The organism is Psychrobacter luti (assembly GCF_014192115.1).
Classification (GTDB): Bacteria; Pseudomonadota; Gammaproteobacteria; order Pseudomonadales; family Moraxellaceae; genus Psychrobacter; species Psychrobacter luti.
In genome coordinates this window covers 845,490-868,018 of record NZ_JACHXL010000001.1, presented here as the reverse complement: position 1 = coordinate 868,018, position 22,529 = coordinate 845,490, and the positions used below count along the sequence as shown (strand labels likewise).

Genomic DNA, 22,529 nt, shown 5'->3' with positions numbered 1-22,529 from the left:
CATTGATTGTCCGTATAAAATCTTATTGTTATTTTATAGGGATAAATGGCATACGGCTTTACTCTAAATTATAAGTGCTCTATTAATTAGCGGCTCTGTTTATCGGCAGCATTATACTATAAAGTTTTTGTCATTCTTTACAACTATCACGCTTTAGGTCATATTTATTTATGACATGATTTTAACCCTATTATTTTTTACGACACAATTTTCACTATGCATAAACTTGTATAAAAATAACGACTAAGGATGGATTATGATTTATCAATATTTAGACAAAGCGCCAGAATTTGCTAGCCCATTTAATGGTTGGGTAGCGGACACTGCTCGCGTGATAGGCGATGTGTATTTGGGTCATAAAGCCAACGTATGGTTTGGGGCGGTGATTCGCGGTGACAACGAACGCATTCATATCGGTGATTATAGTAATGTACAAGAAAACAGTGTCATTCATACAGATGCAGGCATTGAGGTAAAAATTGGTAATTATGTCACTATTGGACATTTAGCGATGCTGCATGGCTGCGAAGTTGGTGATAACAGCTTGATTGGTATTGGCGCAGTGGTGCTAAATAATGCCAAAATCGGCAAAAACTGTATCATTGGTGCCAAAGCCTTAGTCACTGAAGGCAAAGAGATTCCTGATAATTCGCTAGTGATGGGCGCTCCTGCAAAAGTGGTCAAAACTTTAACCGATCAGCAGGCGGCAATGTTAAAACTGTCGGCAATGCACTATGCAGAACGTTGTCAGAATTTTAAAACTGGCTTAAGAGAAATAGCCATGCCAGATTAATTGCTATAGATGTTAGAACAAAAGAAGTCAGAACAAATTTATAAAAAAAGAAGGTGGTTTTATAATAGTAACCAATCCTCTTTTAGATGTTAAATTATCGCTGTTTTATATTGTTGTGATGCTTTTTAAGCAAACAGTGGTTATGCCATTAGCATCATGATAAGCCAAATGATGGCAAAGATGATAATGCCAATAATCAGGCCGCGAAAGATATCATGGCGAATAGAGTAGTCACTAAGGTAATGATTATTACCCGTGTCGTCGATATTTAAGGCGTTGACGCTCTCAGCACCGGCGCTTTTACCAACGATAAAACCCGTCAACGCACCCAAAGCTAGCATAAATGGCGTAAATAGCCAGAATATCTCGCCATTGCCCATACCAGCGATTGAGCGAATAACAACAATCGCAAGGTCGATAAGTAAGCCGCCAAAGCCATACATCAAGCCATTTAACAGTGCATAAAACAGACGCTCTAAAGGCGATTGGTAGCTTTTGCCTAATTGCCGTCGTCTGATTTCTCTGATTGAGCGGGCAGGACGTCGCGGTCGATTAGACAAAACGGTTTTATCATCAGGCGCTTTCATAAATTTCTCTATTGTTATTATCAAGCAGGCTAAAGATAAGCTAATGAGATATTAAAGTAAACAAGTTAGCATAAATTTGTTTGGTAAACAGTAGTCTTATAGGAAGTGATGCAGCACGTTTTATATCCGATATTCTTTCTAAAATATTTTACATTCAAAAAATTATTCTTTTAATAAATAAAAAATAAGGTTCCACTATGCAGGCAACACAAGCAGGACAGGCGCCAAAAGAATTGGCACTCTTTGATTTAGATCATACTTTGCTCGACGTCGATAGCGATTATCTCTGGGGTGAGTATATCGTTAAGCATAATCTCGTTGACGAAGCCGAATACCGCACCGCCAATCAAAAGTTTTATCAAGATTATATCGAAGGTACGCTTGATGCGACCGAATACAATGAATTTGTCGCGCAGTTTTTAAGTAGCTTACCTATGGACAGGTTAAATGAGCTGCGCGAAGATTATATTAAAACTGAAATCGAGCCACATATTCGCCCAAAAGCCATGGAGGTGCTCTGTCATCATGTCGAAAAAGGTCATGAGGTAGTCATTATTTCTGCGACCAACAACTTTGTGGTATCAGCTATTGCTAAGCGTTTTGGTATTGAAGATGGCAATGTATTATCGACACCGCTTGAGATAAAAAACGAGCGTTATACTGGTAAATTAACGGATAAACCTAACTTTAAAGAAGGTAAAATTTATCATCTTAATAAGTGGTTGGATAAACGACAATCAGTAGGTACTACCTTTGATAAAACCTATGCCTATTCAGACTCCAAAAATGACATTCCATTGCTTGAATGGGCGGATGTGGCTATCTGCGTGTCACCCGATGATGCGTTACATGCGCATGCGCTGGCTCATCGCTGGGCAGTAGAAGATTGGTCGATTTAGGTGGTCTATAACTATTTAATATAAAGGCAGTACTAATTAGCCAACTATTTAGCGTCAATCTCATTTAAAATAGCGCCATATCAGCGAGATATTTATTTAAAAAGACAGGAAACCTTATGGAAATCAATCCGTATCAAGAACGTATCAAAGACTTATCCGAGCGTGGACAGGACCTTCGGAGGTATCTTTGACTTCGATGGTAAGCAAGAACGCTTAGAGGAAGTCAATTTAGAGTTGGAAAATCCTGAGTTATGGAATGATCCAGAGCGCGCGACCAAGATTAATAAAGAAAAAAGCCAGCTTGATGGCGTCATTGATGTGGTGGTTTCGCTTGAAACGACTTTAGAAGATGCGGCTGCTATGCTTGATCTGGCGGTAGAAGCAGAAGACGAATCCTTGCTTGCTGATGTCCAAGCAGAGCTCGATAATGCAGAGAAACGCGTTGCTGATTTAGAGTTTCGTCGTATGTTTAGTGGCGAGATGGATCCAAATAATTGCTACTTGGATATCCAGTCGGGTAGTGGCGGCACGGAAGCGCAAGATTGGGCTGAAATGCTGCTGCGGATGTATACGCGCTGGGCAGAGTCTCATGGTTTTAAAGTTGACGTCATTGAAGTATCGTCAGGTAGCGTCGCTGGTATTAAATCAGCAACCATTGAGATTAAAGGTGATTATGCGTTTGGTTGGTTACGTACCGAAATTGGTGTGCATCGCTTAGTACGTAAGTCACCTTTTGATAGCAATAACGGTCGTCATACCTCATTCGCCGCCGTTTTTGTCTCGCCTGAAATTGATGATAATATCGAGATTGATATCAATCCAGCGGATTTGCGTATTGATACTTATCGCTCATCTGGTGCAGGTGGTCAGCACGTCAATACCACCGATTCTGCCGTACGTATCACCCACGAGCCAAGTGGCGTTGTGGTCACTTGTCAAAACGAGCGTAGCCAACATGGTAATAAGGCCACAGCGATGAAGTTGTTACGCGCCAAGCTTTATGAGCTTGAGATGCAAAAACGCATGGAGTCGCAACAAGCAGTTGAAGATGGTAAATCTGATGTCGGTTGGGGCAGCCAAATTCGCTCTTACGTACTCGATGACTCGCGTATCAAAGACTTGCGCACTGGCGTTGAAACCTTTAATACTGGCGCGGTGCTAGACGGCGACCTCGATCAATTTATCGAAGCAAGCCTAAAAGCGGGATTGTAAATTTAGACGATAAAGACTATCGACAGCTATCCGTAAAAGTGCGACAGATAGCATTTTGAAATGCGATTTAATAAAGATAAACGAGCGACTTTGAGAGTTTACGAACAACGGAGTCGAGTGTTATTTATTAAATCGCCATACTGTTATAGATAGGCTATTGCTCATATTTAATCACTAATCAAATTTTAAACCAAACAAATTAAGGAAAATTATGCCAAGCGTTAATAACTATTTTGATGATAAAGTTACCTCTATTGCTTTTCAAACAGCGACTAAGCCTGCTACCGTTGGGGTAATGGAGATTGGTGAATATGAATTTGGTACCAGCGAATTTGAAACCATGAGTGTGGTAAGTGGTGCATTGACAGTGAAGCTACCAGAAAGCAATGAGTGGCAAACCTTTAATGCGGGTGAGCAATTTACCGTTGAGGCCAATCAGAAGTTTCAAGTAAAGGTAGCCGTTGAAACCGCTTATTTATGTGTGTATGGTAAATAATCGTTTTTAGATTAGTAGTATAAGAATTAACGCCAAGTGTTTAACGCTTGGCGTTTTTTTGTGCGTCTTATTTTGCATAAATTTAAAAAATAGTAGACTGGCAACATAGAACCAATATAGAGACAATCAAAGTCATAAGTTTTTACGATATTGCACCATATCAGTTTGGGTAGCAATTGCATCGTAGAGTTTGCGCGCGGTGGTATTTCCTTCTTGAGTTGTCCAATAAACACGATTGCAGTTTTGTTGGCGGGCAAACTCATAGACATACTCAATCAATGCTCGTCCTACACCGTGCCCTCGCACAGATTCAGCCACGTATAAATCCTCTAAGTAACAACACTCTGTCGTATTCCAAGTATTAGGATGTATTACCACATGCGTGATACCTACCAACGTGTCGTTTTGCCAAGCACCAAAGCCATAAATCGGCACATTGCTATCAAGCAGTTTGCGCCATGTTGTGTTAGTCGTACTCAGTGGCAAACTGGTCTCATAAAATGCTAGATAGCGCTGCCACAAATTTAACCAAGAGTCGTAATTAGCTTTAGATAATGGGGTTATTTTTATAGAGGTATTTTTCATTATATTTTATTTAACTTAAGTTATGGTTGTTATCGAATTATGGCTCAAAAGCTGAATATTTAGAACCTTTTAAAAAGTGTTTCTTACATATCGATTACACTTTGCTCGTGGCAAATAAACAGCAAAGACAATCGCAATTGATTATGCTAAAACGACTATTTTATCAATCGAGTATGTGTTATGGCGAAGCTAGAGCAACAGACAGATACGCAAGATGTGCGCCATGATTATGAGCATTTGGCTGGCTTGGCCAACTTACGCTACGTTAGCGACGATGAGCCTGGGTTTACGCGCAGGCGTTGGGGTCGCGGCTTTACTTATCGAGACGCTACTGGCAAAACGGTCAAAGATAAAGCCTTGCGCCAGCGTTTTGATGCGTTGGTGATACCGCCGATGTGGTCAGAGGTTTGGATATGCCAAGATGAAAAAGGGCATCTGCAATCAACGGGGCGTGATGACAAAGCTCGTAAACAGTACTTGTATCATCCCGAGTGGGATCGCGTACGTGATCAAGCCAAGTTCGATGCCATGATAGGTTTTGCGGAGGCATTGCCAAACCTACGTGCGCAAGTCGAAAGAGACTTAGAAGCCACGCTGCTATCACGTGCTAATGTACTAGCAGCAGTGGTCAAGTTGCTTGAGACGACTTTAATCCGTATCGGTAATAGCCGCTATGCGAAGATGAATAAAAGCTATGGCCTGAGTACCTTACGCAGCAAGCACGTAAGCGAAACAGACAATGGGCTGGCATTTGATTTTGTCGGGAAAAGTGCCAAAGAGCATCATATTGAATTACAAGACGAGCGTTTAATTGATATTGTGCAGGCATGTAGTGAGTTGCCTGGTTATCAGGTTTTCAAATATTTGGATGACAATGGCGACAAGCAAATTGTCGATAGTAGCGATATCAATGACTATCTACGCACACATACTTGCGGTCATGACTGTGAGAGCAAGAGGTATAGCGGCAATTTATATAGCGCAAAGGACTTTCGCACTTGGATGGCAAGTGTTCTTGCAGCCAGTCATTTATACGATGAGCTGCAAACAGTCATTTATACGATGAGCTGCAAACCTCCAAAGGTCAAATAGTACTAATCAGTGAACCGAATAGCGATGAGCGTCAACAGCTGGTGACTGCTATGGTCAAAGCGGTGGCGGAGGAATTGGGCAATACACCTGCTGTCTGTCGAGCATCTTATATCAATCCTATTATTATCGAGCGTTTTCTAGCAGGACAATTTTTTGAACCTTATAAACAAGCGTGTCGCGGACGTACCAAGCAATATCAAAGCTGTGAAGAGAAAGCATTACTGGGATTTTTAAATGCAATACAATAAGTTTATCTTCCATAAGAAAAATATATTAAAATTAAAAATGATACGTTATGTATTGAAATAAATATAAAAATGCGTTACTAATAGAGTATATGAATTTTAATAAGTGCAAACAATAAGAGAAAACAGTGTATAGGATATGACTGTTTTACTCCTGATAAATCGCTGATATCGTCAGTGACCCTCGATTGCTAAAGGATTAGCTTATGAACACCTCATCTACAGAAGTCGCAATAAATACCCTCAATACAATAACAAGCTATAACGACTACTATCATAATTTTGATATGAATGCGCTATTAACAGAGATATTTGGTGAAAATTTAGATGACCGTCTAAATGCCTATATGGCGTGTTGTGGTCGTCATGTGCGTGATGGTCGCGGCGATAATATTGCACTGGTGCATGAAGATACAGCGGGTAATGTGACGCGTATGAGCTTTGTTGAATTGGACAAGGCAAGTGCACAGGTTGCCAATTTATTACTGTCTTATGGCGTGCAAGCGGGCGACCAAGTAGCAACGATGCTACCGCGTACCCCTGAACTACTCACTATTGTATTAGCCACTTGGCGGATTGGCGCGGTCTATCAACCGCTGTTTACTGCCTTTGGTTATGATTCGATTAAGTATCGAATGGATAAAGCTAATACCAAGGTCGTTTTTACCAATCAAGAAAATCGTGGCAAGTTTAACGACTTGGCTAAGCAAACCAAAATGGTGTTGGTTGGTAGTAAGGTAGATGCGCAAAGCTGGGGTGATGATAACTATGCACAAATGATGGCGACGCAGCCGCAAACGCTAGAGCCAGTATTGCTGGATACCGATGCGCCATTTTTGCAAATGTTTACCTCGGGTACGGTAGGCAAATCAAAAGGCGTTAGCGTACCATTAAGCGCTCTGTCAGCTTTTTATCTGTATATGCGTTATGCGATTGACTTACGCAAAGATGACAACTACTGGAATATGGCCGATCCCGGTTGGGCGTATGGATTATATTACGCGATTACGGGTCCCTTACTGATGGGCGTCACCACCTATTTTAATGAATTGGGCTTTGATGCTGCCAATACCCGCGACTTTATGGTCCGTCATAAGATTACCAATTTGGCTTCTTCACCAACGGCATTTCGTATGATGAAATCAAGCGGTGTGTTTGAAAGTGCTCACGACGACGCCAATGCCAAGCTATCGTTACGCTGTGCGAATTCAGCAGGCGAAACCTTAAATACCGAAGTCGTCAACTGGGTTGAAACCTACTTAAATTGTAAAGTCTGCGATCAGTACGGGCAGACCGAAACGGGTATGACTTGCTGCGAACATCATGCATTAGCACATGAATGCCCAGTTGGCTCGATGGGTATGGCTTTACCCGGCCACACATTGGTCGTGCTAGATGATGACATGCAAGTCTTGCCTGATGGCGAACAAGGGCAGCTTGCCGTAGTGGTTAGCCAATCGCCCGCGTTTTATTTCCGCGGTTATAGTTGGAATGAAAAAGATGCGTTCACTGATGATTATTATTTGACCGGCGATGTGGTCGAGCGTCATAGCGATGGCAGTTATTGGTTTTCTGGACGTGATGATGACATTATCATTACGGCAGGCTACCGCGTAGGGCCTACGGATGTAGAAAACGCCGTGCTCGAACATGAAGCAGTCGCAGAATCTGCAGCAGTTGGGGTGCCAGATGAAGTGCGCGGTCATACGATTAAGTCTTATGTGGTGCTAAAAGACGGTATTGAAGGGACAGACGAGATTGCCAAGGAGATTCAGGACTTGGTGCGCAGACGTCTATCGACGCATGCTTATCCACGTGAAGTTGAATTTGTCGATGCGTTACCAAAAACGCCAAGCGGTAAAATCCAGCGCTTTTTGCTGCGTAGTTTGTCTGCGGCATAAATGAGTTGAAGCATTCATAGAAGTTGAAGATAATAAAATAGTTAGCTTATAAAGATAGCAGTAAAAATTTCAATAAAAGGAATTGTTATGCAAATAGAAAAACATAGCTTTTTGGTTACGGGCGGTGCGTCAGGTTTGGGTGAGTCAGTGGTTCGCGCTATCGTGAGTCAAGGCGGCAAGGTCGTCATTGCTGATTTGAACGAGTCAACTGGGCATGCTTTGGTTAATGAGCTAGGTGACAACGTACGCTTTGCACGTTGTGATGTGACCAGTGGTGATGAGGTGCAAGCAGCTGTTGAGTTGGCTGAAAAAGAATTCGGCGGTTTGCAAGGTTCTATTAACTGTGCAGGTATCGCTGTCGTACAAAAGCTACTTGATCGTGAAAACAATCCAGCGGATCTTGATGCTTTTAGCCGTGGGGTTAATATTAACCTCGTTGGCTCTTTTAACGTGGCGCGTTTGGTCGCGGCCAGTATTGCTAAGCGTGTGGCTGCTAGCACACCCGCCGAAGTCAATGCTGACAACGGAATTATCATTAATACGGCTTCTATCGCTGCTTTTGATGGGCAAGTAGGGCAAGCAAGTTACGCCTCATCTAAAGCTGGAGTCGTTGGCATGATGTTGCCGCTAGCACGTGAGCTGACCCGTCATGGTATCCGAGTGATGACTATTGCGCCTGGCGTTTTTGCCACGCCGATGATGCAAAGTCTGCCTGAGAAGGCGCGTGAGCAACTAGAGGCTGCAGTACCATATCCTAAACGTTTGGGTACTCCAAATGAGTTCGCCAAACTGGTCACGCACATCATTGATAATGCCTACTTGAATGGTGAAGTCATTCGTTTAGATGGTGCAATTCGTATGGTGTAAGGTGATTTTAAATTTTGACTGCAACGACTTTAAGTTTAATTCATAAAATTTGTATACAAATTGACATAGTCTTTTGCTATCTTATCAAAGATGGTTTTATCAATGAATGCATAAAATTAAGAAGCAAAAGCTATGTCTTTTTTCAATATAGATAGTAAATATTCACATTGGTTATTTATCGTCATAGGTCTTAGCCTCGCTATCATTACCAGTACGAGTGTCATTGCTGCTGAGACTACTTCAGAGAATAAACAAACCATGCCGAAAAGTATGATGATTGATAAAGTCTTTGTCGATAAATCCGCTCGCACCCTGCAGTTGCTTAGTGATAATGAAGTTATTAAATCCTATCATATTGCCTTAGGCGGCAGTCCTATCGGTCATAAGCAGCAACAAGGCGACAAGCGAACGCCGACAGGTTCTTATACACTCGATTATAAAAATGAAAAATCCAAATTCTACCGCTCTATTCACGTAAGCTACCCCAATGCGACAGATAAAGACCGCGCCAAATCTCATGGCGTTAGTCCCGGCGGCGATATCATGATTCATGGGCAGAAAAATGGTTTTGGACATCTGGCAACGGTGAGTCAGCAACGTGACTGGACGGATGGTTGTATCGCAGTGACTAATGATGAGATGGATGAAATCATGGCTGCTGTAGAGATTGGCACACCGATCGAAATTGTAGAATAAATCCTTTGTTAACAGGCTTTTGTTAACAGGCTTTTATTCAGCTCATATTTAACGTAATTCCTACTTTTATAGATATTTCACAAATTCCACTTCCTGCTGTTTTCCGCTATTTTAGTCGTACTCTAAACGACATCTGTCTGTTTTTGCACACACTCAAAACTTCTTATTTTTTCTTTTCTATACTCCCTTGAAATCTCTCATAAATGTGCCTATTAATACTTTATCGTAATATCATTGTTATAAGTAAGGTTTATATTAATAAGGTGATATATTAGCGCTTTGCATTGGCTTCTTAGTTGAAAGGAGCTGACACTCACAAGCCACTAAATACTATTGATAAAAGTTAAATTTATATTGAAATATTACTTAACAAACCCGATATAGATAACAACGAAAAGCTTGCGGCAACTTAATACTTATAAAAAGCCGCAGCTACTATCAGATATAAACTATGATTAATTATAAGAGGAAACAAATATGAGATTCGAGAAATTTACCCAAAAACTGCAATCTGCGATTCAAGAAGCGCAAAGTTTGGCGTTAGGGCGCGACCACACAGGTATTGACCCTGTGCATTTGCTTGCCGTACTGCTGCAAGATGAGTCTAATTTATCTATCTGCCAGCAAGCGGGCGCGTCCATTCCAGCGTTAAAAAATGGCGTGGCAAAAGCACTTGATAATCAAGCGACGATTAGCGAACCAACCGGCGACGTTAATTTAAACCCCAATTCAGTTAAAATCTTAAACTTGGCAGATCGTCAAGCACAAAAAGAAGGCGATGATTTTATCGCCACTGAATGGGTGATGTTGGCGCTCGCTGAACAAGGCGAAACCAAAAAGATATTTGAAAGTGCTGGCGTGACCGCAAGTAATTTAAAAGCCGTGATTGAGCAATTGCGAGGTGATGACACAGTGGACAATCAAAATGCCGAAGATCAGCGTGATGCGCTGAATAAATATACGATTAATTTAACTGAACAGGCGGAACTTGGTAAGCTTGATCCGGTGATTGGTCGTGACGAAGAGATTCGCCGTACCATTCAGGTACTATCGCGCCGTACCAAAAATAATCCAGTGCTTATCGGTGAGCCGGGCGTTGGTAAAACCGCTATTGTTGAAGGCTTAGCACAGAAAATTATCAGTGGTGATGTGCCAGAAGGTCTACGCCATAAAGAAGTATTGTCGTTAGATTTGGGCTCATTGATTGCGGGTGCCAAATTCCGTGGTGAGTTCGAAGAGCGCCTCAAAGCGGTACTCAGCGACTTATCAAAGCAAGAAGGCAATATCATTCTATTTATAGATGAGCTACATACCTTAGTCGGTGCCGGTAAAGCCGATGGTGCGATGGACGCTGGTAATATGTTAAAACCTGCGCTAGCACGTGGTGAGTTACATTGCGTTGGTGCGACGACTTTAGATGAGTATCGCCAGTATATCGAAAAAGATGCCGCGCTTGAGCGTCGTTTCCAAAAGGTGCTGGTCGATGAACCAACAGTTGAGGATACCATTGCAATTTTGCGTGGTCTAAAAGATCGTTATGAGCTGCATCATGGTGTCGTTATTCAAGACAGCGCGATTATAGCGGCAGCGCGCATGAGCCATCGTTATATTACCGACCGCAAACTGCCAGATAAAGCGATTGATCTCATTGATGAAGCCGCCAGTCGCTTGCGGATGGAGATGGACAGTAAACCTGAAGCATTAGGTAAGCTAGATAGTCGCCGTATTCAGTTAAAAATGCAGCGTGAAGTGCTCAAAAATGAAGAGGATGCAGGCGCGCAAGCCGAGCTTAAAATACTAGACAGTCAGATCGAAGAGTTAGAAAAAGAGTATGCGGATCTCAATGAGATTTGGCAGGCTGAAAAAGCGTTAGTTGAAGGGAGCAAACAGCATAAAGAAAACTTGGATAAAGCACGTATTCAGTTAGAGAAAGCCAGTCGAGAAGGCGATTATGCAGAGATGTCTCGATTACAATATGGTGTGATACCTGAGCTCGAAAAACAAATTGCCGAGATTGATTCGGCTGAGCAAAAAGAGCAAGCGGGCGAGCCAATCACTGTAAAATTGCTGCGCAATAAAGTTACAGATCATGAAATCGCTGAGGTCGTGGCGGCTGCGACTGGTATTCCAGTGAATAAAATGATGCAAGGCGAGCGTGACAAGATGATAGCGATGGAAGAAAAGCTCCATGAGCGCGTCATCGGTCAAGATGAAGCGGTCGAGGCGGTCGCCAATGCGGTACGCCGTAGTCGTGCGGGCTTATCGGATCCGAATCGCCCTTCAGGTTCGTTTTTATTCTTAGGACCAACGGGGGTCGGTAAGACTGAGCTGACAAAATCATTGGCGAACTTCCTATTCGATTCTGAAGATGCAATTGTTCGTATCGACATGAGTGAGTATATGGAGAAGCATAACGTCAGTCGTTTGGTAGGTGCGCCTCCAGGGTATGTCGGCTATGAAGAAGGTGGCGCTTTGACTGAAGCTGTACGCCGTAAGCCTTATAGTGTGATTTTGTTTGATGAAGTCGAAAAGGCACATCCTGATGTGTTTAATATCTTGCTACAAGTATTGGACGATGGTCGCTTAACGGACTCGCAAGGTCGCGTCGTAGACTTTAAAAACACGGTTATCATTATGACCAGTAACTTGGGTTCGCATAAAATCCAAGAGATGGTCGGCGAAAGCTATGAGGATATCAAAGCTGAGGTGATGGAGTCGGTTGGACAGCATTTCCGCCCTGAATTCGTTAACCGTATCGACGAAATTGTAGTATTCCACCCGCTCGGTATGTCACAGATGTCTGGTATTGCTGCGATTCAGTTGGATCGCTTGCGTCAGCGCTTGCAGGAGCGTGAACTCGATATCGAACTATCAGCCGATGCGATGAACAAGCTGGTGGCAGTTGGTTACGATCCTGTGTATGGTGCGCGTCCACTAAAACGTGCTATCCAACAAGAGATTGAAAACCCATTGTCCTTGAAACTGCTGGCGGGTGATTTTGTCGCTGGTGATATCATCAAAGTCGATGTCGGTGCTGATGATAAGCTAACGTTTGATAAGCTTAGAATGAGCTAAATCAAGAGTTTGTTACATTAGCTGAGTACACTTAGTTTCACTGTCTAGCTAATGGAAATCTTAAAACTACCTCTTATTTGCCTATTGTTTATACAGGCAAGTAAGGGGTTTTTGCGTTGGGGGCTATAATTATTTTACTTTTGCTGTACTTTGACTGTGGTATAAATAAGCTATATACCAAAAAAAAGACAGTCACATTAAGGGAGATGACATCAGGATGATGACCACTAAGACAAAGAGGCTAATAACATTACCGTTAATCCTAACCACACTGCTGTTTAGTGTCTCTGCTTGCTCAAATCCCTCGGCAGTTAATACCAATAAAGATCTGACAGAATATAAACAAGGACAAGCTGATGCTAATAAATCAGCAGCAAGCACTGAAAAACCTGCCTTTATAACCAAGACGGTTGCTACCTTTAATGAACCTTGGGCAATGACAGCGTTGCCTACCGTTAATAATGAGCCGCCCAAACTGCTGGTAACCCAAAAGACTGGTGAATTACTTATAGTTGATACCGTGACTGGTACTAAGACAGAAATCGCTGGTAGTCCAAAAGTGGCTTACGGTGGACAAGGTGGCCTTGGTGATATTATCCTTGCGCCAGATTTTGCCACGTCTAATACTGTATATATCAGCTACGTTGAAGCAGGTAAAAATACTGATGACAATAAATTTGGGGCAAAAGTAATCAAGGCTACATTGACTGGATTGGATACTGATACGCCAAGCTTGCAAGCCATTACGTCCATTTGGGAGCAATTTCCGAAAGTGAAAGGGCAGGGGCATTATAGCCATCGCTTACTGTTTTCACCTGACGGGCAGTATTTATATATCAGCTCAGGTGACCGCCAAGAAAAAACCCCAGCGCAGGATATGAGCGTTAATTTGGGTAAAATCATCAGATTACATACTGATGGCTCAGTGCCAGCCGATAATCCATTTATGAATACAAATAATGATATCGCTGACCAGTTTTGGACCACTGGTCATCGTAATGTACTTGGCATGGCTTTCGATGAGAAAGGCAGACTTTGGGCGCATGAAATGGGGCCACGCGGCGGTGATGAGTTTAATCTTATTGAAAAAGGTAAGAACTATGGCTGGCCAATCGTCTCGAATGGCCGTAATTATACAGGAACCGATATTCCTGATCACGATACGCGTCCTGATTTTGCAGCGCCTAAAATTACTTGGACGCCCGTCATATCACCTTCTTCCATGAGTATTTATGATGCTGGTAAATACAATGACTTTCCAGCGTGGCAAGGCAACGCGCTGATCAGTGGTTTATCATCAAAAGCGCTCATCGTAGTGAGTTTTGATAAAAATAACGGAGCGGCAGAACGCTATCGCTATGATATGGGCGAACGAATTCGTGGCGTTTTAAACGTCGATGGGCAGGTATGGTTATTAGAAGATGGCACTAAAGGTAGGCTGCTGCGATTATTACCTAACTAGTGACTTATCTGATAGCACGCATCAATCGCTGGCTAAATAATATAACTGAAATAATTGCTTAAAATGTCTAAATCGAGAATTAAAATAGCCAAGCAAATTGTTACCAAAAAAATATCTTTATCGAGTTTATTTTGTAGTTAATTGATAATTAAAGGTTAGTTTGTTAAGGTGACCTTTCTTAAATATAAGGTTTTAGCAAATGAACGAAGTAAAAGTAGGCAAGCTCGGCCCATTTCCAAGGGTAAATAAGCCTGTATTTATCACATCAGGTATCTTAATTGTCGGCTTCATCATTTTTGGCTCGTTATTTACTGAAACTGCAGCAGCGCTTTTTAGCTTCTTACAGGACTTTATTGCCGAAAAATTCCGCTGGTTATTTATCATCTTGTTTAATGTGGCGCTGGTGTTTTGTATTTACCTTGCCGCCAGTCGCTACGGTGATATTCGCTTAGGTAAACAAACAGAGCGACCGCAATATACCTTGTTTTCATGGATTGGGATGTTGTTTTCAGCGGGCATCGGGATTGGATTGGTCTATTGGGGCACAGCGGAACCTTTATATCACTTTATGGCACCGCCCGTTGGTGAGGGACAGACTGTAGAGTCGGCAAAGCAAGCGATGAATCTGTCATTTTTGCATTGGGGGTTGCATGCATGGGCGATTTATACCGTCGTGGCACTGTCGTTAGCCTATTTCCATTTTCGCCGTGGTCTGCCATTATCGATTCGCTCAACCTTGTATCCTATCCTCGGGCAAAAGATTTATGGTAAATGGGGACATACCGTCGATATCTTGGCGGTATTTGGGACGATGTTTGGGGTTGTGACCTCTTTAGGTCTTGGGGTTATGCAGATTAACTCGGGTCTAGAAGGTTTGTTTGGTATTCCTAATACCTTGACCGTACAGTTTATTATCATTGCCTTCGTAACTTCACTGGCTTGTGGCTCGCTGATGCTAGGTCTTGATAAAGGGATTAAGCGCCTCAGTGATATTAATATGGGGCTGACCGGTATTCTACTGGCCTTTATGGTAATTTTGGGTCCGACGTTATTTATCTTTGACAGCTTTATTGAAAACGTTGGCAATTATCTGGCAAACATCGTTACGTTATCGACGTGGAGTGAAGCCTATAGTGGTACTGACTGGCAAAGCGCTTGGACGATATTTTATTGGGCATGGTGGGTCAGCTGGTCACCATTTGTCGGCGTATTTATTGCACGTATCAGCCGCGGTCGTACCATTCGCGAGTTTGTATTTGGCGTGCTGCTTATCCCGATGACGATTTTGTTTTTCTGGTTTACGACTTTCGGCGGCGTTGCGATTCAGATGGAGCTATTAGCCGCTATCAGCCCTGATTTAGTTAGCCCAGGATTGGTAGCCGCGGTGCAAGCCGATACTGGTAGTGCCATTTTTAAATTGGTTGAATACTATCCACTTACTAAACCTATCACCTTATTAATTGTAGTGATGATTGTACTTTGGTTTGTGACGTCATCAGATTCTGCCAGTTTCGTCATTGATATGTTGACCGCTGGTGGCGATACCAACCCACCCAAAATCCAACGTTTATTTTGGGCCATTATGCAGGGCGTGATTGCGGCAATTTTATTAGCGGCCGGTGGTTTAGATGCATTACAAGCGGCGGCTATTGTGGCAGGATTGCCCTTTGCTCTGGTCATATTTGTGATGATGTATGCGCTGCTACGTGGCATGAGTCGCGACCGTCTTATCTTATATCGCAACCAGCAGCGTTACATTACTGACGAGTCAGCCGACCATAATTCGGCCAATGAGTTTGTGGACGAAGAGCTATTGAAAGGTCCGCCTAAAATTGTGAAAGGTGATTAAGAGGCGATATATAGCCGTATGAGAAATACTTTCGTAAATTGAATCATATAGTTAGCTTATATTCATTTTACCTAAATAATATAATAATTGTCATTTAAAATCCTAAGATGCATCGTTATCTTAGGATTTTTTACTTTTGCCCATTAACAGATGACTGACCCGATTTGATAGTTTGTAGATATCTTGTTAAGGTTGGCGTCCTAAAAAATTGAGACGACTGAATGGATCACGTTAAAGTTGGCCGATTGGGCCCTTTTCCACGGGTAAGCAAACCTGTTTTTTTGACCTCAGCGATTTTAATCCTCGCATTTATTATATTCGGTGCCTTTTTTAATGAATTGGCAAGCGAAGTGTTTGGCCAAGCGAAGGCATTTGTATCAATGCGCTTTGGTTGGTTTTTTATCCTGGTGGTCAACTTAACGTTGGTGATGAGTATCTATCTGATATTTAGCCGCTATGGTGATATTAGATTGGGTCATCAAAATGAGACCCCAGAGTACAATATTGTCTCTTGGATTGGCATGCTGTTTTCGGCCGGTATCGGTATTGGCTTGCTCTACTGGGGGACGGCAGAGCCGCTATATCACTTTATGGCACCGCCTTTAGGTGAGCCTGAAAGTATTGCCGCGGCTAAGCAAGCGATGAATATCTCATTCTTGCATTATGGTCTGCATGTCTGGGCAATTTATGGCATGGTGGCGTTATCGTTGGCGTATTTTCATTATCGCCGCGGCTTGCCATTGGCCATTCGCTCAACCTTATATCCATTATTAGGCAAAAAAATCTATGGCCCTATGGGTCATATTGTTGATACGCTGGCAGTATTCGGCACCATGTTTGGTGTGGTCACCACTTTAGGTCTTGGGGTGCTGCAGATTAACTCGGGGCTTGAGAGTTTATTTGGTATTCCAAATAACATCACCGTACAGATTATATTGATTGCTTTTATCACCATGCTGGCAGGATTGTCACTATTGATGGGGCTTGATAAAGGCATTAAGCGTTTAAGTGATATCAATATTTTCTTTACCATTGTGCTATTAAGCTTTGTGATTATCTTGGGTCCAACCCAGTTTATCTTTAACAGCTTTTTTGAGAATATCGGTAACTACCTGCATCAAGTAATTCCACTTGGGCTGTGGACAGAGTCTTATGAAGGTGAAGCAAACTGGCAGTCATCATGGACGGTATTCTACTGGGCATGGTGGATTAGCTGGTCACCATTCGTTGGGGTATTCGTTGCCCGTATTTCTCGTGGTCGTACCATTCGTGAATTTATCTTAGGGGTATTATTAATCCCTATTACTATCTTATTTCTATGGTTCACCGCCTTTGGTGGTTCAGCCGTCCATATGGAATTGATGGCAGCGGTTGACCCAAATATGGTAAGCCCTGGACTGGTGGAGGCGGTAAAAGCCGATACAGGTAGCGCTATCTTTAAGTTGATGGAGTCGTATCCGTTTACAGCAGCGCTAAACGGGCTTATCGTGGTGATGATTGTACTTTGGTTTGTAACCTCATCAGATTCTGCCAGTTTTGTCATTGATATGCTGACCTCAGGCGGTGATACCAATCCACCAAAAATCCAGCGTTTATTCTGGGCAGGTACAGAAGGGGTTATCGCGGCGGTACTATTAGCCGCAGGCGGTTTGGGTGCGTTACAAGCAGCATCTATCGTCTCAGGCTTTCCGTTTGCCGTGGTGATTGTCATTATGATGTATTCATTACTGCGGGGTTTGAGCCGTGATAGATTGATACTTTATCGTAATCAGCAGCGGTTTATTACCGAAGAATCAGCCGAGCATAACTCAGCCAATGAGTTCCGCGATGAAGAGCTATTAACCGGCCCACCAAGTCTAAAGCCGACTGATGAATAGCTATAATTAAAAGCTATGTAGCGAATGTTTATAGCAGGTTTGCTAGAAAACAGTCGCAGTAAAAATATAAAAAATCCCAGTGTTGAGCTGGGATTTTTTATGGGCATTGAATAATTTATGCGTGTTTAGATAATGATAGGTATTTAACGATATGCTTGTAAAATCAGCTTTGCTGTTATAAACATTCACCTTTCACATAGCTGATTGCCTGAGGTGTACTACAAGCTGAGCAGGCATTGCCTGCCGTGCGATAGCTTATCACTGAACCTACTTGTGTTTTTACGCAGACCGGATCGTATTGCGCCGTACACATGGTTTTTGCGGGGTCAAAGGTTGGACACTGAGCAACGAGTCCTTTAGGAGGTTGACTGGTGTTCGAAGCAGGTGGCTGAATTGGTGTACTATCAGGCATAGGGTTAGGGCTGATATTGTTACAACCGGCTAAGCCAAGCGTAAAGGTTATGGCTACTGATAGGGCGAGGGTAGAAGGCTTTAATAGAGATAGCCATGGTTTAGATAGAGCGCTCATAATAAATATCCTTATATTTTATGTATACGTGCTTTTAATTATTCATTTTGCATCAACAGTCTGTGTTAAAAAAGTCAATTATCGATGCAAAGGTTAGTATTTAATCATAGAGTATTTGCTCGTAAGATATTTGATAGTAAAGGATTTATGCTCAGTCATCTAGTGCAAAACAGATAAAAAAACCCAAGCTTATAAGGCTTGGGTTTTTTATGTTACTTCTTAATAAAATTCTGCAATCAGATTTTATACAAGTTACTGCGCAGGTTTATCATCTTTATTAAGTTGTACGTACTTATCAAAATTCTGTGCGTAGTCGGTCAAGTTGTCGCTTAGCATTTGGCGATATTGTTTGGTATAAAACTCAACGATATCGTCTTTTTCTTTAGCGAAATCATCACCCTTTACAAAGCCAATCGAGGCAACTGAGGCGCTGTAACGTGCCGCCGCATAAAGCAGTGACGCGCCTACTTGACCTGAATGTGCTTCAGGGCCTAGTTGACTGTTTGCAACGCCAATAATCGCATCAGCACGCTGATAAAAGGCTTGCATCTCAGGGGTGATTTCAAGAGCAGCATCAATATCATCATTTTGGGCATTGTTTGGCATATTGTCTTGAGACATAAGCGACTCCTAATAAGGGTAAGTAAATTTAAATATATTACGGCAGTCTTTAAACTTAAGAAGGATAAAGACTGGATAAATCAAACAATGGATAAAATAGTAAAAAATCTAACGTTAGGTTTATAAACCTGCATCTGCTTTTAAGATTTCTGCTTTGTCTGTTTTTTCCCACGTAAAGGCGGTTTCAGAACCTTGGCGACCGAAGTGACCAAAGGTTGCAGTTTGCTGGTACATCGGCTGCAATAAATTCAGCATACGCGTAATACCATAAGGACGTAGGTCAAAATGTTTACGAATCAAGCTAATGATTTCATCGTTGCTGATTTTATTAGTACCAAAGGTGTTAATTGAAATAGAAGTCGGTTCAGCAACCCCAATCGCGTAGCTCACTTGTAACTCACAACGATCTGCAATACCGGCAGCAACAATATTTTTGGCCACGTAACGCACCGCATAGGCAGCACTGCGATCGACTTTTGAAGGATCTTTACCACTAAATGCACCGCCACCATGACGCGCCATACCACCGTAAGTATCAACGATAATTTTACGACCGGTAAGACCAGCATCACCGACCGGACCACCAATGACAAATTTGCCCGTTGGATTGATATGATAGCGTGTACCGGCATGCAATAAATCTGCTGGCAATACTTGCTTAATAATGGATTCCATTACCGCTTCTTGCAGGTCTGCTTGCGAGATGCTTGGATCATGCTGCGTTGACAAAACCACGGCATCAATGGCAACCGGTTTATTACCGTCGTATTTGAGAGTCACTTGAGCTTTGGCATCGGGACGTAACCAAGGTAACTCGCCGCCACGGCGCAGCTCAGATTGACGCTCCATCAAGCGGTGCGCATATTCGATAGGTGCTGGCATCAATACTTCGGTCTCATTGCTGGCATAACCAAACATTAAGCCTTGATCGCCGGCACCTTGTTCTTCAGGATCGCTACGATCGACACCTTGAGCAATTTCAGGAGACTGCTTACCCAGCATATTAATAACAGCACAGGTCTCGCCATCAAAGCCCAAATCTGAGTGATGGTAACCGATGCCATTTACTGTATCACGTACGATACGTTCAACGTCGATATTGGCAGTCGTAGTGACTTCGCCTGCTAGTATTACCGCGCCCGTCTTAACCAGCGTTTCACACGCCACACGGGCATGTAAATCTTGGCGTAAAATGGCATCAAGGATAGCATCTGAGATTTGGTCAGCCATTTTATCTGGATGGCCTTCGCTCACAGACTCTGAGGTAAATAAGTTGTATTCGCGCATAGTGGGATCGCTTAATTGCAGGGACTGTAATATATAAAATCAGTCATTATTAAATGTTAACGGAAAATAGAAGGTAAAAGTGAATCAAAAAATTATGGTATTTTACCGTGAATTGAGGTAAAACTCTAGTATCAGCCATGACGGCTAACAATTGTAGAAATCATCGAGGTGACTGTCTTCTTGCCAGCGGTATTCTGTATAGTCGGCGACTTCCTTTGCGCTATCGCGACCTTGTCTATCAGCAATAAAGCCGAGCGCCATATCCATGCCAGCCGTGACACCTGAAGAAGTATAAAACTTGCCATCTACGACCCAGCGCGCCTGCTTTATCCAATCAACCTGATCTGATTGTTCGGTAACCCATTGCCAAGCACGCTTATTTGACGTGGCTCGTTTATTGTCTAAAATACCTGCCTTTGCCAATAAAGCACTGCCTGTACAGACGCTAAGCACCCAGTCGGCGTTATCAGCGAGCGTAGTCAGGGTTTGCAAAAACTTACTATCATTGATGAGTAGACGCGTACCTTTACCGCCGATGACCAATAATATATTCGTTTGATGGGCTAACTCTGCTACTGCGACAGTTTGTAAGGCAACACCATGATGGTTATGAATGATACCACCTTTCATTGACGCAAACTGAATGTGAAAATCGTTAGGTAAGCTACCGAATAGCTCAATAGGCCCAAATAAATCTAAAGTTTCAAAGTCATCAAATACAAGTGCGGTCAAGGTCTGCATTCTGCTTCCTTAAGTTAAAGTATTAAGCCGAAGTATTTAGAAAGAAAACTTTTAAAAGCCTCTAAATCTCTAAAAGCCTCTAAATCTCTAAAAGTCTTTAAAGCTCTAAAAAATTGGCTTTATCCTTAAACATACATTCTTCGTACACAGGGCAAGCGCCGCATTTTGGGGTGCGAGCCTGACAAGTATAGCGCCCGTGCAAAATCAAGTAATGGTGTGCATCAACGATAAAGTCATCGGGGATACGTTCGACCAGTTTTTTCTCAACGATTAAGACGTTTTTGCCTGTGGCAAGTCCGGTACGGTTGCCGACGCGAAAGATATGGGTATCGACTGCCATCGTCGGCTGTCCAAAAGCTGTGTTTAAGACTACATTCGCCGTCTTACGTCCGACGCCCGCTAGAGACTCTAAGTCTTTGCGGTTATCAGGGACGGTGCTATCAAACTTCTCAATCAAGTCACGGCAGGTTTTGATGACGTTTTTGGCTTTGGCATTAAATAAGCCGATATTCTTAATATACGCTTTCAGTCCTTCTTCGCCCAATGCCAAAATCGACTCAGGCGTGTTCGCTACCGGATAAAGCTGATTGGTGGCAATATTGACGCTGACATCGGTTGCCTGCGCCGATAATATGACCGCGATAAGCAGCTCAAAGTTACTGCTGTAATTGAGCTCAGTCACGGGCTCATCAATCGTCGCCGCCAACTTCTCAAAAAACGGACGCACATCACGATTGGGCATGCGCCTCGATGGCGGGGTATCGGCAGTTTTATGTTTAACGGCTTTACTCATGGTATTGTTACCATTATTTTTTCATTGGTTATTCAGGAGTAGATATTTGCTATTAAAGTTGTGCAAGCTCAGCTTGTAATCCTTCAAGTTCCAGTTGTTTACTTTCATTTGGACGTACACTAAGTTGCTTTTCTAACTTCTTAATTTTACTGCGTAGCTTTGCTGCTGCAATGGTGTTTTTTGCTTGTGCTTCGCTGATATTTAACGATTGACTGGCGGCATTATTCAGTTTTGCCTCTACCATGCTGAACACAGGCTTGCTATTGCTGCTATCAGCCAATTGCTCACTGACGCGTCTTAAATGCGTATGATAACGCTGGCGCAAATCCTCTTGTTCAAGCGCGCGCTCAGCTGTCGATAAGGTGCGCTCAACGGTGACCAAATCAATGCAATCAACCGGGCAGGGTGCAATACATAGCTCACAGCCCGTGCACAAGTCCGTAAAAATAGTATGCATATGCTTGCCAGTACCGACGATGGCATCAACCGGGCAGGCAGGGATGCATTTGGTACAGCCGATACAATCATCTTCTCGAATCACCGCGTGCACTTCTACTGGACGCTGTGAGCTTACATCTATTGGCCATTTTGACGGCTCAGCGCTAAATGCTTGTGTATCGTTGCTATTTTGATTGACAATTTGCGCGATAGCATCGGTCACAGGCTGACCGCCAGGCACACATTTATTATAAGGCTCATTGTCGATAACAATCGCCACCGCATACGGCAAGCAGCCATCAGCGTGGTCGCAAAGTCCGCATTGTGTTTGCGGCAAGCAGGCATCAATGCGCGCAATCTTTGCTTGAGTGGCGGCAGGCAAGCTCTCTATGTTCAAGCTATCGAACAAAATAGGGAGATTGGTCAGACGGATATGACGGCTGTTTTTATTCATGGTGCTTTGCATTTAATGTAAAACCTTTAT

Annotated in this window: 21 protein-coding genes; 13 read left to right on the top strand and 8 right to left on the bottom strand. The window is 42.8% G+C overall.

The genetic code is table 11. The annotated features are described in order from the left end of the window. Window positions 1-256 precede the first annotated feature (256 nt). Complete coding sequence (locus FHS24_RS03425; protein ID WP_183618680.1) at window positions 257-793, top strand: gamma carbonic anhydrase family protein; 537 nt, start codon at window positions 257-259, stop codon at window positions 791-793. Between the two features lie 140 nt (window positions 794-933). On the opposite strand, the gene FHS24_RS03420 is transcribed toward FHS24_RS03425, so the two are convergent. Continuing rightward, window positions 934-1,380 carry a hypothetical protein gene (locus tag FHS24_RS03420; RefSeq protein ID WP_183618679.1) on the bottom strand — a complete coding sequence of 149 codons (447 nt, stop codon included), beginning with the start codon at window positions 1,378-1,380 and terminating at the stop codon, window positions 934-936. A gap of 197 nt (window positions 1,381-1,577) precedes the next feature. Here FHS24_RS03420 and FHS24_RS03415 point away from each other — a divergent pair, with 197 nt between their 5' ends. From FHS24_RS03415 to ppnP, 3 genes are all read left to right on the top strand, one after another. After that, window positions 1,578-2,279 carry an HAD family hydrolase gene (locus tag FHS24_RS03415; RefSeq protein WP_183618678.1) on the top strand — a complete coding sequence of 234 codons (702 nt, stop codon included), beginning with the start codon at window positions 1,578-1,580 and terminating at the stop codon, window positions 2,277-2,279. Window positions 2,280-2,395: 116 nt separating this feature from the next. Continuing rightward, window positions 2,396-3,491 (top strand): peptide chain release factor 2 gene (gene prfB / locus FHS24_RS03410; RefSeq protein ID WP_183618677.1). Its coding sequence is split into 2 segments (ribosomal slippage): window positions 2,396-2,467 and window positions 2,469-3,491, totalling 1,095 coding nucleotides; the frame shifts between segments, so codons are not numbered across the junction. A 211-nt stretch (window positions 3,492-3,702) separates the two neighbouring features. Then, window positions 3,703-3,987, top strand: a complete 285-nt coding sequence (gene ppnP, locus FHS24_RS03405) for a pyrimidine/purine nucleoside phosphorylase (protein ID WP_183618676.1) — start codon at window positions 3,703-3,705, stop codon at window positions 3,985-3,987. Between the two features lie 132 nt (window positions 3,988-4,119). On the opposite strand, the gene FHS24_RS03400 is transcribed toward ppnP, so the two are convergent. Continuing rightward, window positions 4,120-4,572, bottom strand: coding sequence for a GNAT family N-acetyltransferase (locus tag FHS24_RS03400; protein WP_183618675.1), 453 nt, complete (start codon window positions 4,570-4,572; stop codon window positions 4,120-4,122). Window positions 4,573-4,752: 180 nt separating this feature from the next. On the opposite strand from FHS24_RS03400, the gene FHS24_RS03395 reads away from it, so the two are divergent. The 9 genes from FHS24_RS03395 (at window position 4,753) to FHS24_RS03360 (ending at window position 17,636) form a co-directional block, all read left to right on the top strand. Beyond that, window positions 4,753-5,664, top strand: a complete 912-nt coding sequence (locus FHS24_RS03395) for a DNA topoisomerase IB (protein ID WP_227671708.1) — start codon at window positions 4,753-4,755, stop codon at window positions 5,662-5,664. Between the two features lie 50 nt (window positions 5,665-5,714). After that, window positions 5,715-5,912, top strand: coding sequence for a hypothetical protein (locus FHS24_RS12415; RefSeq protein ID WP_227671707.1), 198 nt, complete (start codon window positions 5,715-5,717; stop codon window positions 5,910-5,912). Window positions 5,913-6,115: 203 nt separating this feature from the next. Further along, on the top strand, window positions 6,116-7,810 hold the full coding sequence (locus FHS24_RS03390) for an AMP-binding protein (protein WP_183618674.1): 1,695 nt from the start codon (window positions 6,116-6,118) through the stop codon (window positions 7,808-7,810). Window positions 7,811-7,897: 87 nt separating this feature from the next. Then, window positions 7,898-8,677, top strand: coding sequence for an SDR family NAD(P)-dependent oxidoreductase (locus tag FHS24_RS03385; RefSeq protein ID WP_183618672.1), 780 nt, complete (start codon window positions 7,898-7,900; stop codon window positions 8,675-8,677). A gap of 132 nt (window positions 8,678-8,809) precedes the next feature. Then, window positions 8,810-9,373, top strand: coding sequence for a L,D-transpeptidase family protein (locus FHS24_RS03380; RefSeq protein WP_183618671.1), 564 nt, complete (start codon window positions 8,810-8,812; stop codon window positions 9,371-9,373). A 477-nt stretch (window positions 9,374-9,850) separates the two neighbouring features. Then, window positions 9,851-12,448 (top strand): ATP-dependent chaperone ClpB, encoded by a 2,598-nt coding sequence (clpB, locus tag FHS24_RS03375; protein ID WP_183618669.1) that lies wholly within the window; start codon window positions 9,851-9,853, stop codon window positions 12,446-12,448. 220 nt (window positions 12,449-12,668) lie between these two features. Then, on the top strand, window positions 12,669-13,910 hold the full coding sequence (locus FHS24_RS03370) for a PQQ-dependent sugar dehydrogenase (protein ID WP_183619149.1): 1,242 nt from the start codon (window positions 12,669-12,671) through the stop codon (window positions 13,908-13,910). Window positions 13,911-14,109: 199 nt separating this feature from the next. Beyond that, entirely contained in the window at window positions 14,110-15,759 is a 1,650-nt protein-coding gene (locus tag FHS24_RS03365) for a BCCT family transporter (protein ID WP_183618667.1), read from the top strand. Between the two features lie 221 nt (window positions 15,760-15,980). Further along, a complete protein-coding gene (locus FHS24_RS03360) occupies window positions 15,981-17,636 on the top strand; it encodes a BCCT family transporter (protein ID WP_183618665.1) in 1,656 nt (551 codons plus the stop codon). A gap of 175 nt (window positions 17,637-17,811) precedes the next feature. Here the strand turns inward: FHS24_RS03360 and FHS24_RS03355 are convergent, their stop codons facing one another. The 6 genes from FHS24_RS03355 to FHS24_RS03330 all read right to left on the bottom strand — a co-directional run bounded on the left by FHS24_RS03355 (window position 17,812) and on the right by FHS24_RS03330 (window position 22,511). Next, window positions 17,812-18,165 carry a hypothetical protein gene (locus FHS24_RS03355; protein WP_183618664.1) on the bottom strand — a complete coding sequence of 118 codons (354 nt, stop codon included), beginning with the start codon at window positions 18,163-18,165 and terminating at the stop codon, window positions 17,812-17,814. A gap of 252 nt (window positions 18,166-18,417) precedes the next feature. Then, a complete protein-coding gene (locus FHS24_RS03350) occupies window positions 18,418-18,771 on the bottom strand; it encodes a DUF3144 domain-containing protein (RefSeq protein ID WP_193031653.1) in 354 nt (117 codons plus the stop codon). A 135-nt stretch (window positions 18,772-18,906) separates the two neighbouring features. Next, entirely contained in the window at window positions 18,907-20,073 is a 1,167-nt protein-coding gene (gene metK, locus FHS24_RS03345; RefSeq protein WP_149489126.1) for a methionine adenosyltransferase, read from the bottom strand. Window positions 20,074-20,217: 144 nt separating this feature from the next. Next, window positions 20,218-20,814 (bottom strand): DJ-1/PfpI family protein, encoded by a 597-nt coding sequence (locus FHS24_RS03340; protein ID WP_183618662.1) that lies wholly within the window; start codon window positions 20,812-20,814, stop codon window positions 20,218-20,220. A 97-nt stretch (window positions 20,815-20,911) separates the two neighbouring features. Next, window positions 20,912-21,607: an endonuclease III gene (gene nth / locus FHS24_RS03335; protein ID WP_183618661.1), complete on the bottom strand. Its 696-nt coding sequence runs from the start codon at window positions 21,605-21,607 to the stop codon at window positions 20,912-20,914. A gap of 52 nt (window positions 21,608-21,659) precedes the next feature. Further along, window positions 21,660-22,511, bottom strand: coding sequence for an RnfABCDGE type electron transport complex subunit B (locus FHS24_RS03330; RefSeq protein WP_183618660.1), 852 nt, complete (start codon window positions 22,509-22,511; stop codon window positions 21,660-21,662). Between the last annotated feature and the right edge of the window lie 18 nt (window positions 22,512-22,529).